Annotated in this window: 9 protein-coding genes and 1 pseudogene; 9 read left to right on the plus strand and 1 reads right to left on the minus strand. The window is 72.4% G+C overall.

Going from position 1 to position 16,389, the window contains the following annotated elements; all coding sequences use genetic code 11:
- Window positions 1-10: 10 nt before the first annotated feature.
- The 7 genes and pseudogenes from BMY61_RS48755 to BMY61_RS09475 all read left to right on the plus strand — a co-directional run.
- Window positions 11-1,333: pseudogene (locus BMY61_RS48755) on the plus strand (diaminobutyrate--2-oxoglutarate transaminase family protein); the annotation flags it as partial.
- Window positions 1,334-2,121: 788 nt separating this feature from the next.
- On the plus strand, window positions 2,122-3,852 hold the full coding sequence (locus BMY61_RS09450; RefSeq protein WP_075003828.1) for a pyridoxal phosphate-dependent decarboxylase family protein: 1,731 nt from the start codon (window positions 2,122-2,124) through the stop codon (window positions 3,850-3,852).
- Window positions 3,849-5,924, plus strand: a complete 2,076-nt coding sequence (locus BMY61_RS09455; RefSeq protein WP_063773145.1) for an IucA/IucC family protein — start codon at window positions 3,849-3,851, stop codon at window positions 5,922-5,924. Before BMY61_RS09450 ends, BMY61_RS09455 begins: the two co-directional genes overlap by 4 nt.
- Window positions 5,921-6,706: a GNAT family N-acetyltransferase gene (locus tag BMY61_RS09460; protein WP_052438247.1), complete on the plus strand. Its 786-nt coding sequence runs from the start codon at window positions 5,921-5,923 to the stop codon at window positions 6,704-6,706. Before BMY61_RS09455 ends, BMY61_RS09460 begins: the two co-directional genes overlap by 4 nt.
- Before the next feature lie 99 nt (window positions 6,707-6,805).
- On the plus strand, window positions 6,806-8,449 hold the full coding sequence (locus tag BMY61_RS09465; protein WP_342342515.1) for a lysine N(6)-hydroxylase/L-ornithine N(5)-oxygenase family protein: 1,644 nt from the start codon (window positions 6,806-6,808) through the stop codon (window positions 8,447-8,449).
- 32 nt (window positions 8,450-8,481) lie between these two features.
- Window positions 8,482-9,348, plus strand: a complete 867-nt coding sequence (locus BMY61_RS09470) for a carbon-nitrogen hydrolase family protein (protein WP_042441835.1) — start codon at window positions 8,482-8,484, stop codon at window positions 9,346-9,348.
- A gap of 12 nt (window positions 9,349-9,360) precedes the next feature.
- On the plus strand, window positions 9,361-11,475 hold the full coding sequence (locus tag BMY61_RS09475) for an ATP-dependent DNA helicase (protein ID WP_082014648.1): 2,115 nt from the start codon (window positions 9,361-9,363) through the stop codon (window positions 11,473-11,475).
- A gap of 125 nt (window positions 11,476-11,600) precedes the next feature.
- Here the strand turns inward: BMY61_RS09475 and lexA are convergent, their stop codons facing one another.
- Complete coding sequence (gene lexA / locus BMY61_RS09480; RefSeq protein WP_042441993.1) at window positions 11,601-12,293, minus strand: transcriptional repressor LexA; 693 nt, start codon at window positions 12,291-12,293, stop codon at window positions 11,601-11,603.
- Between the two features lie 549 nt (window positions 12,294-12,842).
- Here lexA and nrdR point away from each other — a divergent pair.
- Window positions 12,843-13,325: a transcriptional regulator NrdR gene (gene nrdR / locus BMY61_RS09485; RefSeq protein ID WP_042441834.1), complete on the plus strand. Its 483-nt coding sequence runs from the start codon at window positions 12,843-12,845 to the stop codon at window positions 13,323-13,325.
- 138 nt (window positions 13,326-13,463) lie between these two features.
- Window positions 13,464-16,358: a vitamin B12-dependent ribonucleotide reductase gene (locus BMY61_RS09490; protein ID WP_042441833.1), complete on the plus strand. Its 2,895-nt coding sequence runs from the start codon at window positions 13,464-13,466 to the stop codon at window positions 16,356-16,358.
- The last annotated feature ends 31 nt before the right edge of the window (window positions 16,359-16,389 follow it).

Below are 16,389 nucleotides of genomic sequence, written 5' to 3' on the forward strand. Positions count from 1 at the left end.
CGCGGAGGCGATCCTCGGGCGGCAGGCCGCGCGAGAGTCGGCCGCCCGTACCTACGCCCGCTCGCTGCCGATCGTGCCGGTCCGCGCCCGAGGCATGACCGTCGAGGGGGCCGACGGTCGCCGCTACCTCGACTGCCTGGCCGGCGCCGGAACCCTCGCGCTCGGCCACAACCACCCCGTGGTGCTGGAGGCCATCCGCGCCGTGCTGGAGGCTGAGGCCCCCCTGCACGTCCTCGACCTGGCCACGCCGGTCAAGGACGACTTCACCACCGCGCTCTTCGAGACCCTGCCGCCGTCGATGGCCCGCGACGCCCGCATCCAGTTCTGCGGCCCCGCCGGGACGGACGCCGTCGAGGCAGCCCTGAAACTGGTCCGCCTGGCGACCGGCCGCAACGGCCTGCTCGCCTTCACCGGCGGCTACCACGGCCAGAGCGCCGGCGCACTCGCCGCGACGGGCGACGTCGCCGTCCGTGCCGGGCTTGGCGAGGGGGGTGGCGCGGGCGCCTCGGTGACCCGGCTGCCCTATCCGTACGCCTACCGCTGTCCGTTCGGTGTCGGTGGCGCGGCCGGCGCCCGCTTGGGCACCCGCTGGACCGCCTCCCTGCTCGACGACCCGAAGGGCGGCGTCGAGCGCCCCGCCGGCATGCTCGTCGAGGTCGTGCAGGGTGAGGGCGGTGTCATCCCGGCACCCGACGCATGGCTGCGCGAGCAGCGCGAGTTGACCGCGCGCCACGGCATCCCGCTGATCGTCGACGAGGTGCAGACCGGCGTCGGCCGTACCGGCGCCTTCTGGGCCGTCGAGCACTCCGGCGTGGAGCCGGACGTGATGGTCGTCTCGAAGGCCGTCGGCGGCAGCCTCCCGCTCGCCGCCATCGTCTACCGCGCGGAGCTGGACGTGTGGTCGCCCGGCGCCCACGCCGGCACCTTTCGTGGCAACCAACTCGCCATGGCCGCAGGCGCGGCGACCCTCCGCTTCGTCCATGAGCAGGGCCTTGCCGCCCGCGCCGCCGAGCTCGGCGCCCGCATGCTGGCCCGCCTGCGCGGCCTCCAACGCGAACTGCCCGTCATCGGCGACGTGCGCGGCCGAGGCCTGATGATCGGTGTCGAGCTGGTGGACCACCAACTCGCCCCCGACGACCTGGGTGCCCGCCCAGCCGCCCCCGAGCTCGCCCAGGCGGTCCGGGCGGAGGCCCTCCGCCACGGCCTGATCGTGGAGCTCGGCGGCCGCCACGGCTCAGTGGTCCGGCTGCTGCCCCCGCTCACCATGACGGACGAGCAGGCGGAGGCGGTGCTCGAGCGTCTCGCCGACTCCATCGTCGCGGCCGGCCGCGCGCTGTACGGCCCGGCCTGGCTGTCGGCCGCCTCGGCGGTCCCAGGCACCCTCGCGTCTTCGGTCTCCCCACGGGGCGAGGCCACAGCACCACACCGCGTCCCTGCCGCCCGATCCGCCGCGCCGGAGCCCACGACTCTGCCCGGGTCCGCCGCCGGGCCTGCGTCCGCAGCCGGGTCCGGGTTCGCTTCCGGGCCTGCGTCTGCTGCCGGGTCCGCTTCCGGGCCCGCATCTGCTTCCGGGCCTGCGTCCGCCGCCGGGTCCGCTTCCGGGCCTGCGTCCGCCGCCGGTCCTGCGTCTGCTTCTGGGCCAGGGGCCGCCGCCGGTCCTGCGTCTTCTTCTGGGCCTGCGTCCGCCGCCGGTCCTGCGTCTGCTTCTGGGCCAGGGGCCGCCGCCGGTCCTGCGTCTTCTTCCGGGCCTGCGTCCGCCGCCGGGCTCGTGCCGGCTTCCATGCCCATGCCCATGCCCCGTTCCGGCGGTGCGACGTGAGCCCCGGACGCCCGCGTGGCCAGGGCCCTGAGGAGGGCGGCGCGATCGAGCGCGGTGGCGTTGCCGATGCCCGCGACGCGGCTGGTGCCGATGGGTCCGACGGCGCCGACGGCTCTGCGGAGACGGTCGGCTCGGGTGGTGAGCAGCTTGCGGGCGGCACCGACGTCACCGGCCGACGTCTGGGCGAGCTCCCCTTGGGAGCGGCGACTGCGACCACATCCCCCCACGCGCCTGCAACGGGGGTGGTGACCGGATCTGACCCAGGGCCGGCGCCGGCCCGCCTGCGGGGGGATGTCGCCGGCATGGAGGTCGCGCAGCGCAGCCTCGCGCCGCGCAGCCTCGCGCCGGGCGCCGCGCTCGCGGGGGGAGCGGACGGCCCGGAGGCCCTCGCCCCCTACCTGGCCCAGGTGTTGGGCGCGCTGCGGGTCGGCGCGGAGGCGCGTGGCGGGCCCCTGCCCGCCGGCGGGCCGACCGGTGTGGCGAGCGTGCTGCGTGACCTGCTCACTCCCGGCGCCCTCCTGCCCGAGACGGGAGACCCGGACGCCCTCGCGGAGCTGACCCGCGCGCTCGCGTCGACCGCCGTGGATCCCGCCGATCCGCTCTGCGCGGCCCACCTGCACGTCCCGTCGCTGGCTGTCGCGGCCGCGGCCGATCTGGCGGTCGCCGCACTGAACCCCTCCCTCGACTCCTGGGACCAGGCGCCGGGTGGGACCGAGTTCGAGACGGCGGTGCTGCGCCTGCTCGCGGAGACGGTCGGGTTCGAGCGGCCCGAGGCAGCCCGCGGTGTCTTCACCACGGGCGGCACCGAGTCCAACCTCATGGCCCTGCTCGTGGCCCGCGACGCGGTCCTGGCGCGCGAGTTCGGTGTGCAGGGGGGTGGCGCGATCCCCACCGAGGCCGCCGGACGCCTCCGGATCTTCTGCTCGGCGGTCGCCCACTTCTCGCTCGCCCGTGCCGCCGGGGTCCTCGGCCTCGGCGCACACGCGGTCGTCCCGATCGAGACCGGCGACGACGGAGCCCTCGACCCGCGCCTGCTCGACTGGAGCCTCGCCGACGCCCGCACCGCCGGGAACGTCCCGTGCTGCGTCGTCGCGACAGCCGGAACCACGGACCGTGGAGCGATCGACCCGCTGCGCAGCATCGCCGCCGTCGCCCGCCGCCACGCCGTGCCGTTCCACGTCGACGCCGCCTACGGCGGCGGCGCGCTGTTCTCCCGCCGCCTGGCTCCGCTGCTGGACGGGCTGGGCCTGGCCGACACGGTCGCCCTCGACCTGCACAAGCTCGGGTGGCAGCCGGTCGCCGCGGGTGTCCTGCTGTCCGCGGACGCGGCCACGCTGAGCCCGCTGGAGCAGCGCGTCGCCTACCTCAACCCGGCGGACGACGAGGAGGCGGGCTACACCTCGCTGCTCGGTCGTTCGCTGCGAACGACCAGGCGCCCTGACGCCTTCAAGGTCGCCGTCACGCTGCGAACCCTCGGCCGGTCCGGCCTCGGTGCCCTGGTCGACCGCTGCCACGATCTCGCACGCCACGCGGCTCGCGTGATCGCAGCCGAACCCCGCCTCGAACTGGTGGCGGAACCGGTGTTGACGACTGTGCTCTTCCGCTATCTCCCGGAGGGCGAGGGGGGCTCGGACGACACCGTCCGCGCGTCCGAGAGCCCGTCGCGGCAAGCCGCTTCGGCGGCATCCCTGCCGACGGCAGTCCCTTCGGCGGCGGCCTCACCGGCAGCTCCTTCGGCAGATCCTCCAGCAGCTCCTGCGGCAGTCCTCTCGGTCGGCGACGAGGTCAACGCCGAGTTGCGGCGACTGTTGCTCGCCAACGGGACGGCCGTCGTCGGACGCACCGAACTGCCCGGGCCCGGCGGGGGAGTCCGGCTCAAGCTGACCCTGCTCAACCCTCACACGACCGAGGCCGATCTCGACCGCCTGCTCGCCCTCGTCGTCGCGGCCGGTGCCGCCGTCGAGCGCGACCGACGCGGCGGTGACGGACCCGGCCGGCGCCGCCCCAGCACGACCCAGGAGAAGCCCGCGTGACCACCGTCCCCGCGCAGCAGTCCCCCGCCTCCAGCACCCCGGCCGAGCCCGTGCGCCCCGAGTCGGTTCGTGAGGGGCGCGCTCGCGCCGAGTCGGCCGAGGAACCGTTGCACCATCCCGATCCGTCCGTCGTCGCGGACGCTGCGGCCACCGAGAACCTGCTGCGGTGCTGGGTCCGTGAGACCGGGACGGCGGTGCCCGAGGCCGGGCAGTGGTTGGACGTCCCCGTGGCGGACGGGCTGCTGCTGCGCGCACCCGTCCGCTACCGTTCCGCCGCCGGTTGGCACCGCTTCGGCCGGGCCGTGCTGCAACCCGCGACAGGAACGGCCACCGGCCCTGCCGCCGCCGACGCCGTCATCGTGGCTGCCCTGCTCGCCCGTACGGCGGGGGTGCGCGGAGGCACCGAGCACCACCTCGCCGACTCGCCTGGTCCCGCCGGCTCCGCCCATCCCGTCGCTCCCGCTGATCCCGCCGAGCGGGCCGACTCCGCGGACCTCGCCGGTCGCGTCGCCGACTCGGTGCGCCGCACCGCCCGGTTCGTCGCGGAGCGGAGAGCGGCCGCCGAGCCGGGGCCGGCCGCGACGCCGTTCCTCCGCTCCGAGCAGGCCCTGCTGCTCGGACATCCGCTGCACCCGACCCCGAAGAGCCGCGAGGGTCTCGGCGACGCCGAAGCCGCCGCCTACGCGCCGGAGTTGCGCGGCGCCCTGCGGCTGCACTGGTTCGCCGTCGACCGCGCGCTGGTTGCCGCGGGTGAGGGTCTGCTGCCGGCGTGGGCGGCGTCGTCGGGGCACACCACCGGTCGGCCCGACGGCTCCGTGACCTGCGCCGGTCCGCAGGACGACCGGCTCGGCGTGGACGGCACCGCGCGGATCACCGCCGCGCTGCGTGGCGAGGACGCGCCACCCCCACCGGAGGGCACTGTCCTGGTCCCCGTGCATCCCTGGCAGGCCCGTGAGTTGAGCAATCGGCCGGAGGTGCGTGCGCTGCTCGACGACGGGCGGCTGCACGACCTCGGGCAGGCGGGTGGCCTCTGGTACCCGACCTCCTCCGTGCGCACGGTCTACCAGCCGGGCACCCCGTGGATGCTCAAGCTCTCGCTCGGGCTGCGCATCACGAACTCCCGGCGGGAGAACCTGCGCAAGGAACTCCTGCGAGGTGCCGAGGTGCACCGCCTGCTGGAGGCCGGGTTGGGCGCCGAGTGGCGCCGTGCGCACCCGCGGTTCGACATCGTCCGCGACCCGGCGTGGATCGGCGTCGACCTCCCCGGCACGGCCGGTGACCCGGGTGCGGCCGGAGGCTTCGACACCGTGCTGCGGCAGAACCCGTTCGGCGCCCAGGACCGGGCCCACTGCCTGGCCGGTCTCGTCGCGGAACGGCCGTGGCGGGGCGGGTACGCCTCGCATCTGGCCGAGCTCGTCCTCCGGCTCTCCGCCCGGACCGGTCGGCCGGTCCCGACCGTGGCGGCCGAGTGGTTCCTCCGTCACCTCGACGCCGTGGTGCTCCCGATCCTCTGGCTGGACGGCCACGCGGGCATCGCCCTGGAGGCGCACCAGCAGAACACGCTCGTCATCCTCGACGAGGAGGGCTGGCCGGTCGGCGGCCGCTACCGGGACAACCAGGGGTACTACTTCCGCGAGTCCGCAGCGTTGTCCCTCGATCGGCGTCTGCCCGGTCTCGGACGCGCCAGTGACACCTTCGTCCCGGACGCCGTCGCTGACGAGCGGTTCGCCTACTACCTGGGCATCAACCACCTCCTCGGTCTGGTGGGCGCGTTCGGCTCCCAGGGGCTGGCCGACGAGCGCGTGCTGCTCGCGGCGCTGCGCAGCTTCCTGGCCGGGCGCGCGGCCGGTACCGGATCTCCGCTGCCCGCCCGGCTGTCGCAGACGCCCACCCTGCGCTGCAAGGCGAACCTGCTGACGCGCCTCCAGGGCCTGGACGAGCTCGTCGGCCCGGTCGAGACACAGTCGGTCTACGTCCCCTTCGCCAACCCCCTGGCGGTCGCGCCGATCACCGGTTCCGCCCCCTGCGGGCCGACGGCGGGGCACGAGGCGCTCGCGGGGGCCGGCGCGTGAGTGACCAGCACCACCCCTGGGCGGGCGTCGACCCCGTCGGGGCCCCGGCGGGGTCCGCAGCCTCGGCGCCTCTCTCGTCGGTCCGTCCGGCCGTCGGGGCGCCGTCCTCGGCACCGCTCTCGGCGACGAGGTCCGCAGCCGCGCTGCCCGCGCAGCACCGACCCCCGGCACCGGCCAAGGCCGCACCGACGCTCTGGTCGCGCCCGCCCCGGCCGCGACGGGACGACCTGCTCGACGGGGTGGCCCGCTGGGGGGTGATGCACACCCGCCACGGGGGCTTCCGGCTCCAGCCCGTCCGGCTGCCGCGAGATCTCGCTCTCCTCGTGGAGTGGATGAACGATCCTGTCGTCTCCGCCTTCTGGGAGCTGTGCGGGCCCGCCGACCTCACCGACCACCACGTCCGCGACCAGCTCGACGCCGACGGGCGCAGCATGCCCTGCCTCGGGCTGCTGGACGGGACGCCGATGAGCTACTGGGAGGTCTATCGGGCCGATCTCGATCCACTGGCCCGGCACTATCCGGCCCGGCCGCACGACACCGGTCTGCATCTGTTGATCGGTCCGGCCGCACAGCGCGGACGCGGCCTCGGCGGGACCCTCATCGCCGCCCTCACCCAGCGGATCCTGCGCGAGCGACAGGCCTGCCGCCGCGTCGTCGCCGAGCCCGACGTGCGGAACCTGCCCTCCGTGCGGGCCTTCCTCCGGGCCGGATTCCGCTACGACTCCGAGCTGCTGCTGCCGGAGAAACATGCCGCGCTCATGGTCTACGACCGGGTGCGATGAGCGCCCGCGTCCGCAGGCCGCGACCATCCTGTCCCCTCCCTTCCCCCTCCTCAGTCGTCGTGCAGTCACGCTGCAGTCACCGTGCGAAAGAGCCATCCCGTGGATCCCTCACGTTCACCGGTCGGAGCCGGCGCCCACCGCCGACCGGACCAGCCCGACCCGTCCCGCCGTCTGCAGCCCCTCGAGCCGCTGCCCTTCGTGTCGCAGCCCTTCGAGTCGCAGCCCTTCGAGTCGCAGCCCTTCGAGTCGCAGCCTCTCGCTCCGCTGCCCCTCGGCCCGCAGCGACTCGACGGTCAGCGCCAGGCCTCGCAGCCCCTGGGCACACCCGGCGTCGTCCATGACCTCGTCGGCGTGGGGCTTGGCCCCTTCAACCTCTCCCTGGCGGCCCTGGCCGACCGGGTACCAGGACTGCGATCCGTCTTCCTCGAGGCCAAACCGGAGTTCAGCTGGCACCCCGGCCTGATGATCGAGGGCGCGCGGATGCAGGTGCCCTTCCTCGCAGACCTCGTCTCGCTGGTGGACCCGACCAGCCCATGGTCGTTCCTGGCCTACCTCGGTGACCGTGACCGGCTCTTCCCGTTCTACTTCGCCGAGCAGTGGCACCTGACCCGCCGGGAGTACGCCGACTACTGCCGCTGGGCCGCCACCCGCCTGCCGAACTGCCGCTTCGACAGCCCCGTCAAGGCCGTCCGCTGGAACGCGGAACAGGCGCTCTTCGAGGTCGAGGTGCCGGGCTACGAGCCCTACCTCGCCCGGCATCTGGTGCTCGGCGTCGGCACCGAGCCCGTCGTCCCGCCGGCCTTCGCCGAACTGCTCGCCACCGCAGGCCCCGTGCTGCACTCGGGGGAGTACCTCACCTCTCCTCGCTCACCCCTCACGCCGGCGGAGGGCAGTGACAACGGTGGCGGCCTGCGCCCACTCGGTGACGTCACCGTCGTCGGCTCGGGCCAGTCCGGTGCGGAGGTTTTCCTCGACCTGCTGCGCCGGCGGGGCCAGGCGGCCGGACCGAGGCTCCGCTGGATCACCCGGAGCGCCGCGCTGGCGCCGATGGAGTACTCCAAGCTCGGCCTCGAGCACTTCACCCCCGACTACACGCGGTACTTCCACGGCCTCCCGGAGCCCGTGCGGGACACCCTCGTGCCACGTCAGTGGCAGCTCTACAAGGCGGCCAGCGCCGAGACCCTCGCCGCCATCCACGAGGCCCTGTACGAACGCACCGCGGCTCACGGCGCGCCGGACGTGGAGATCGTCCCGGGCACGGAGGTGCTCGCGGCCCGTCGGGGCCCCTGCGGTGGGCTCGAACTCCACTGCGTGCACCCGCAGTCGGCCGCCGAGTACACGCTCCGCACCGATCTCGTCGTCCTCGCGACCGGCTACGCCGCACGTCGACCGGCCCTGCTCGACCCCATCGACCACCTGGTCGACTGGGACGCCAAGGGCCGGTACCGCGTCGGCCTGGACTACCGGGTCGGGCTCTGGCCCGGAGTCACCGCCGGCCTGTACGTCCAGAACGCCGAGCTGCACACCCACGGGGTGGGCACGCCGGACCTCGGCCTCGGTGCCCACAGGGCCGCGGTGATCCTCAACGCCGTCTGTTCCGATGTGCTCGGCCGTCCGGCGCACCGGCTGCCCGAGGCCACGGCATGGACCACCTTCGGTCGCCCGGGGAGTGCTCGGGACCTCCCGGCCGAGCACGTCGAGCGCTCCGCTCCTGAAAGCCCCGCAGCCCTGGTTCACCCCTGACATCCAGAGCCGGGAGCCACTAGGCTCGCCACATGGATGATCTTTCCCGGGTGCCCTCGGCCCTGCCCACCGGCCCACTGACCGTGGCCGCCGGCCAGGCCGCCTGCACCGCCCTGGACCTCGTCGCCAACGCGGCCACCGCCGCCGACCTGGTCCGCCGCGCCGCCGATCGCGGCGCCGACCTGCTCGTCCTGCCGGAGCTCTTCCTGACCGGCTACGAGCTGCCCGGCATCACCGCCGACCCGGACCGCCACACCAGCGGCGCAGCCGACCCTCGCCTCGACCCCCTGCGCGAGGCCTGCGCCCACCACCGCACCGCCCTCGTCGTCGGCGCGCCGACCCGCACCGAATCCGGGGCGCTGCACATCTCCGCGCTCGCCTTCGACCGTGACGGAAACGTAGCAGCCACCTACGACAAGCAGCATGCGACGCCCTCGGAGCGTGCGGCCGGCTTCTCCGCCGGCTCCTGCGGCGCCACCGTGGTGCTGGACGGCTGGCGGCTCGGCCTCAGCATCTGCTTCGACTCGTCCTTCCCGGAACACGCCCGCGCCGCCGCGCTCGACGGCTGCCACGCGTACCTGAACGGTGCGATGTTCAGCGGCCCGTTCGCGGCCAAGGCGGGCGGCTTCCTCTTCCCGGCCCGCGCCATGGACAACACCTCCTACACGGTGCTGGCCAACCACTGCGGTCCCAGCGGCCCCTATGTCGGCGGCGGGCGCAGTGCGATCTGGGGTCCGCTCGGCGAACTGCTGGCCGACGCGGGCACGGCCGATCCGGGCCTGGCCGTGGCCGAGTTCTCCCCGCAGGTGCTGCGCGCGGCGCGCGAGGAGGAACCCGTGCTGGTGGATCCGGGTCTGAGCGCACCCGTCCGGCCGCGAATTGTCGGTGGTGCCCTCTAGGGTGGGAGGGCTATGAGTGACAGCATCCTTGAGCCCGAACCGGCCGTTTCCGGCGCCGCCTCCCAGTCGACGGTCGAGCCGACGGTCGAGCCGACCGGCGAGGCCGGTCCCGACGCGGACAACCCCTCCCGCATCCGCGAGCTGCTGCATGCCGCAGTGACCGCGGTCGGCGGTGTCGAGCGGCCCGGCCAGGTCGCGATGGCCGAGGCCGTCGCCGCCGCGGTGGACAACGGGGAGCAGTTGCTCGTCCAGGCCGGCACGGGCACGGGTAAGTCGCTCGCCTACCTGGTCCCGTCCCTCGCGCACGGCGACAAGGTGGTCGTCGCCACGGCGACGCTGGCGCTGCAGCGCCAGCTGGTCGAGCGCGACCTGCCGCGCACCGTCGACGCGCTCCATCCGCTGCTGCGGCGCAGGCCCACCTACGCCATGCTCAAGGGCCGGTCCAACTACCTCTGCCTGCACCGGGCCCACGAGGGTGCGCCGAGCGACGACGAGGACGGTCTGTTCGATCCGGCCGAGGTCCTCGGCGGCCCCAGCAGCAAGCTGGGCCAGGACATCGTCCGCCTGCGCGACTGGGCCGACGAGACCGAGACGGGCGACCGCGACGACCTGTCACCGGGGGTCTCCGACAAGGCCTGGCAGCAGCTCTCGGTCAGCTCCCGTGAGTGCCTGGGCGCCACCAAGTGCCCCTACGGCGGCGAGTGCTTCGCCGAGAAGGCGCGCGAGCGGGCCAAGCTCTCCGACGTCGTGGTCACCAACCACGCGCTGCTCGCCATCGACGCGTTGGAGGGCGCGCCGGTCCTGCCGGAGCACAGCCTGCTCGTCGTCGACGAGGCCCACGAACTGGTCTCCCGGGTCACCGGTATCGCCACGGCGGAGCTCACCACGACGGCGGTGAACCGGGCCGTCAAGCGCGCGGCGAAGCTCGCCAACGAGAAGGCCGTGGACAGACTCCAGGCCGCCGCGGAGAACTACCACGGCCTGATGGAGATCGCCGACGGCGGTCGTGTCGAGGAGCTCCCGGAGAACCTCTACTTCGCCGTCGCGGCGATCCGCGAGGCCGCGCGTGAGGTGATCACCTCGCTGGGCGAGATCCGCGACCGGGGCGTCACCGACGAGGACGCCGTGCGCAAGCAGGCGATGGCCTCGCTCGAGACGATCCACGACACCACGGATCGGCTGCTCGAGGGCAGCGTCTACGACGTCGTCTGGATCGACCGCAACGACCGCTTCCTGGCCGCGCCCGCCTCCCTGCGGGTGGCTCCGCTCAGCGTCTCCGGCCTGCTGCGGGAGAACCTCTACACCGAGCGTTCCGTCGTACTCACCTCCGCCACCCTGAAGCTCGGCGGCGACTTCACCGGAGTCGCGGCGTCGCTCGGGCTCTCCTCCACGGGGCGCGACGACGTGGGGGAGACCCTGGACGGCACGGCGGCCGTGCCGGTGTGGCGGGGGCTCGACGTCGGCTCGCCCTTCGACTACCCCAAGCAGGGCATCCTCTACGTGGCGCGCCATCTGCCGCCCCCCGGCCGCGATCCCGAGCGCCCGGAGATGCTGGACGAGCTGGCCGACCTGATCGGTGCGGCCGGCGGCCGCACCCTCGGTCTCTTCTCCTCCATGCGCGCGGCCCAGAATGCCGCGGAGGCGCTGCGTGACCGGGTTCCCGGGGAGATCCTGCTCCAGGGCGAGGACACGTTGGGCGAGTTGATCAAGCGCTTCTCGTCCGACGCGGAGAGTTGCCTCTTCGGCACACTGTCGCTCTGGCAGGGCGTCGACGTTCCGGGCTCGGCGTGTCAGCTGGTCGTGATGGACCGGATTCCCTTCCCGCGTCCGGACGATCCGCTGATGAGCGCGCGCCAGAAGGCGGTGGAGGAGCACGGCGGCAACGGATTCATGGCTGTGGCGGCCACCCATGCGGCGCTGCTGATGGCGCAGGGTGCCGGGCGCCTGGTCCGGTCGGCCGCGGACCGTGGCGTCGTCGCCGTCCTGGACTCCCGTCTGGCGACGGCCCGTTACGGCGGCTTCTTCCGGTCCTCGATGCCGGAGTTCTGGTACACCACCGACCGGAACCAGGTTCGACGCTCCCTGGCTGCCATCAACGCCTCGGCGGAGCCGATTCGAGTGCGCTGACCGCGACCCGCCCGGAGGCGTCCGGAGGGCCGACATGCGAATAGCGGGCCGTCATCCCGGTGCTGCGAGGCACCGACGGCCCGCGGTGTGGCGACGCGTCTTCGACTGCGCGTCGCCACCCGACCTCAAAGACGCCGGAGAACGGCTACGACCTTGCCGAGAATCGTGGCGTTGTCGCCCGGAATGGGCTCGTAGGCCGAATTGTGCGGCATGAGCCAGATATGTCCGTCTTCGCGCTTGAGGCGCTTCACCGTGGCCTCGCCGTCGATCATCGCGGCGACGATGTCACCGTTCTCGGCGACGGGCTGGCGGCGGACGGTGACCCAGTCGCCGTCGCAGATCGCGGCCTCGATCATCGAATCGCCGCTGACCTTCAGTACGAACAGCTCACCGTCACCGACGAGCTGGCGCGGGAGCGGGAAGACGTCCTCGACCGACTGCTCGGCGAGGATCGGGCCGCCGGCCGCGATACGGCCGACGAGCGGCACGTAGGAGGTGGCCGGGCGACCGCTGTTGGCCTCGGGGACCGGGCGGGCGACCTCCATGCCGCGCACCTCGTAGGCGCGCGGACGGTGCGGGTCGCGACGCAGGAATCCCTTGCGCTCCAGCGCCATCAGCTGGTGGGCGACGGAGGAGGTGCTGGACAGGCCCACGGCCTGGCCGATCTCCCGCATGCTCGGCGGATAGCCGCGACGCTGCACGGAATCCCGGATGACCTCGATGACGCGGCGCTGGCGCTCGGTCAGCCCCGCCTCATCCGTACGGATGCCCGGCGGGCGCCCCGGGAGCGCGCGTGCGGGGCTTTCTTGAATATCCAAGGAGTGTCCCGAGGAGTGCGTGACGGAAGCGCCGCTAGCCTGGTCCGGAACGAGCCCGGAGGCGAGGTTTCGCGTTTCTTCCTGGGTGGCGAACTGGGAGCGTTCCTGCACCGGGACGGTGCTGCTTTCGGCGATGGTCACGGCGGCCCCTCTCAACCTACGGACGTTCTCCCTTGAATAGGCCAACGGTAGGTCCTATCGAAAGGTTGCGCCAAACACACGTTCGAGTGAATTATTGCCAGAAACCCTGAAGTGATCAAGGTTCCGGGTGTATTTCTACTCGCTCGTACGATCGCTTGTTCGAGTCGAATCCTCTCACGGATCACCTCCGGATGTGCTCGAAACCCCTTCCTTGCGACCGGTCGGCGCCCCTTTCGCGGCGCCTCGCGACTGACCTGCACCGATCGCGAAGCGTGAGCCGATCGACACGACACGCGGTGGCGCGTCGGTGCGTGACACACCAGATCTAGTGGTTAGATAGGGGACCGCAGCCCACAGATTGTGGTCTGCCTCGGAACGAGCACAGCCAGGCCAGGAGGGGAGCGGGACGTGCACTGCCCCTTCTGCCGTCACCCGGACAGTCGAGTCGTGGACTCCCGTACCACCGACGACGGCAGCTCGATCCGACGCAGGCGCCAGTGCCCCGACTGCAACCGCCGGTTCACGACGGTGGAGACCGCCGCCTTGATGGTGGTGAAGCGCAGCGGGGTCACCGAGCCCTTCAGCCGCGACAAGGTGATCAACGGGGTGCGCAAGGCCTGTCAGGGCCGGCCGGTCACCGAGGACGCCCTCGCACTGTTGGGTCAGCGGGTCGAGGAGGCCGTCCGCTCCACCGGGAGCGCCGAGCTGTCCGCTCATGATGTCGGCCTGGCCATACTGGGCCCGCTCAGGGAGCTGGACGTCGTGGCCTACCTCCGGTTCGCCTCGGTCTACCGGGCCTACGACTCGCTCGAGGACTTCGAAGCCGCCATCGCCGAGCTCCGCACCGAGCTGCCCGGCGAGCGGACCCCCGTGCCCGCGCCCACGCCCTGACCCTCGGCACGTCCCAGGCTGCGCGCGGCACCACCATCGGCACTCTGTGCCGATCTGTACGACATGAACCAAACGAACCAGCAGGCGACCCCGGGAAGCAGCGGGGCGCTCAGGGCGTTTGCCCAGGAGGAGGCGGCAATGACAGACACCACGAGCGGCTCCCGCGCCGGCCGGAACGGAGCGGCCAAGGGCAAGGCCGAGGCGAAGGCCAAGGCCGGCGCCGGGCTGACCGTCGAGCGCATCTTCACCACCCCGGGCGTGCACCCCTACGACGAGGTGACCTGGGCGCGTCGTGACGTCGTCATGACCAACTGGCGTGACGGCTCGATCAACTTCGAGCAGCGCGGCGTCGAGTTCCCCGACTTCTGGTCGGTGAACGCGGTCAACATCGTGACCAGCAAGTACTTCCGCGGCGCGGTGGGCACGCCCCAGCGCGAGTGGAGCCTGAAGCAGATCATCGACCGCGTGGTGAAGACCTACCGCGCCGCCGGTGAGAAGAACGGTTACTTCGGCACCGCCGCCGACGCCGAGATCTTCGAGCACGAGTTGACCTACGCCCTCCTCCACCAGGTCTTCTCGTTCAACTCGCCGGTCTGGTTCAACGTCGGCACCACCCAGCCCCAGCAGGTCAGCGCCTGCTTCATCCTCGCCGTCGACGACTCCATGGAGTCGATCCTCGACTGGTACAAGGAAGAGGGCATGATCTTCAAGGGCGGCTCCGGCGCCGGCCTGAACCTCTCCCGCATCCGCTCCTCCAAGGAGCTGCTCTCCTCCGGCGGCAACGCCTCCGGTCCGGTCTCCTTCATGCGCGGCGCCGACGCCTCCGCCGGCACCATCAAGTCCGGTGGCGCCACTCGCCGCGCGGCCAAGATGGTCGTGCTCGACGTGGACCACCCGGACGTCGAGGCCTTCATCGAGACCAAGGTGAAGGAGGAGGAGAAGATCCGCGCGCTGCGCGACGCGGGCTTCGACATGGACCTGGGCGGCGACGACATCACGTCGGTGCAGTACCAGAACGCCAACAACTCGGTGCGCGTCTCGGACGAGTTCATGCAGGCCGTGGAGAAGGGCGAGCAGTTCGGTCTGCGCGCCCGGATGACCGGCGAGGTCATCGAGACCATCGACGCCAAGGGCCTGTTCCGCAAGATGGCCGAGGCCGCGTGGGCCTGCGCCGACCCGGGCATCCAGTACGACTCGACGATCAACCACTGGCACACCAGCCCCGAGTCCGGCCGCATCAACGCGTCCAACCCCTGCTCGGAGTACATGCACCTGGACAACTCCAGCTGCAACCTCGCCTCGCTGAACCTGATGAAGTTCCTGCGCGACGACGACAGCTTCGACGCGGAGACCTTCGCCAAGGTCGTCGAGCTGGTCATCACTGCGATGGACATCTCCATCTGCTTCGCCGACTTCCCGACCGAGAAGATCGGCGAGACCACCCGCGCCTTCCGCCAGCTGGGCATCGGCTACGCCAACCTCGGCGCCCTGCTGATGGCCACCGGCCACGCCTACGACTCCGAGGGCGGCCGGGCGTTCGCCGGTGCCATCACCTCGCTGATGACCGGTACCGCCTACAAGCGCTCCGCCGAACTGGCCGGTGTCGTCGGCCCGTTCGACGGCTACGCCCGCAACGCCGAGCCGCACCAGCGGGTCATGCGCCAGCACGCGGAGGCCAACGACGCTGCCCGGCGCATGGACGACCTGGACACCCCGGTCTGGGCCGCGGCCACCGAGGCCTGGCAGGACGTCGTCCGCCTCGGCGCGAAGAACGGTTTCCGCAACGCGCAGGCCTCCGTGCTGGCGCCGACCGGCACCATCGGCCTGATGATGGACTGCGACACCACCGGCGTCGAGCCCGACCTGGCCCTGGTCAAGTTCAAGAAGCTCGTCGGCGGCGGCTCGATGCAGATCGTCAACGGCACCGTCCCGCGGGCGCTCAAGCGCCTGGGCTACCAGGACGAGCAGGTCGAGGCGGTCGTCGCCTACATCGGTGAGCACGGCAACGTCGTGGACGCCCCGGGCCTGCGGCCCGAGCACTACGAGGTGTTCGACTGTGCGATGGGCGAGCGCTCCATCTCCCCGATGGGCCACGTCCGGATGATGTCCGCGATCCAGCCCTGGATCTCCGGCGCCATCTCCAAGACCGTCAACATGCCGGAGAGCGCGAGCATCGAGGAGGTCGAGGAGATCTACTTCGAGGCCTGGAAGCTCGGCGTCAAGGCCCTCGCGATCTACCGCGACAACTGCAAGGTCGGCCAGCCGCTCTCGGCCAAGACCAAGTCCTCGGACGAGGCCAAGGCCGTGGCCCCCGTGTTCGCCGCTCCGGCCGCGGTCACCGAGAAGGTCGTCGAGTACCGCCCGGTCCGCAAGCGTCTGCCCAAGGGCCGTCCGGGCATCACCACCTCCTTCACCGTGGGTGGCGCCGAGGGCTACATGACCGCCAACTCCTACCCGGACGACGGCCTCGGCGAGGTCTTCCTGAAGATGTCCAAGCAGGGTTCGACCCTCGCGGGCATGATGGACGCCTTCTCCATCGCCGTCTCGGTCGGCCTGCAGTACGGCGTGCCGCTGGAGACCTACGTCTCGAAGTTCACCAACATGCGCTTCGAGCCGGCCGGCCTGACCGACGACCCGGACGTGCGCATGGCGCAGTCGATCGTCGACTACATCTTCCGTCGCCTGGCGCTGGACTTCCTGCCGTTCGAGACCCGCTCGGCGCTCGGCATCCACTCGGTCGAGGAGCGTCAGCGCCACCTGGAGACCGGTTCGTACGAGCCGGCCGACGAGGAGGACGTCGACGTCGAGGGCCTGGCCCAGTCCGCCCCGCGCGCCGCGGCGGCCCCCGCCCCGGTCGTCATCCAGACGGCGACCGCGGCCCCGGCGGCCCCGCACAACACCGCGGAGCTGCTGGAGATCCAGCAGGGCATCAACTCCGACGCCCCGCTCTGCTTCTCCTGCGGCACCAAGATGCGCCGCGCGGGCAGCTGCTACCTGTGCGAGGGCTGCGGCTCCACCAGCGGCTGCAGCTGACAGCCGGCCTGACCGCCGCGGCGGACCGGTG

Source organism: Streptacidiphilus jiangxiensis, assembly GCF_900109465.1.
Lineage (GTDB): Bacteria > Actinomycetota > Actinomycetes > Streptomycetales > Streptomycetaceae > Streptacidiphilus > Streptacidiphilus jiangxiensis.

Coding starts and splice junctions, on each gene's coding strand:
- BMY61_RS09450 (WP_075003828.1), top strand. CDS start 2,122: ATGGAGGTCGCGCAGCGCAGCCTCGCGCCGCGCAGCCTCGCGCCGGGC.
- BMY61_RS09470 (WP_042441835.1), top strand. CDS start 8,482: ATGGATGATCTTTCCCGGGTGCCCTCGGCCCTGCCCACCGGCCCACTG.
- BMY61_RS09475 (WP_082014648.1), top strand. CDS start 9,361: ATGAGTGACAGCATCCTTGAGCCCGAACCGGCCGTTTCCGGCGCCGCC.
- BMY61_RS09490 (WP_042441833.1), top strand. CDS start 13,464: ATGACAGACACCACGAGCGGCTCCCGCGCCGGCCGGAACGGAGCGGCC.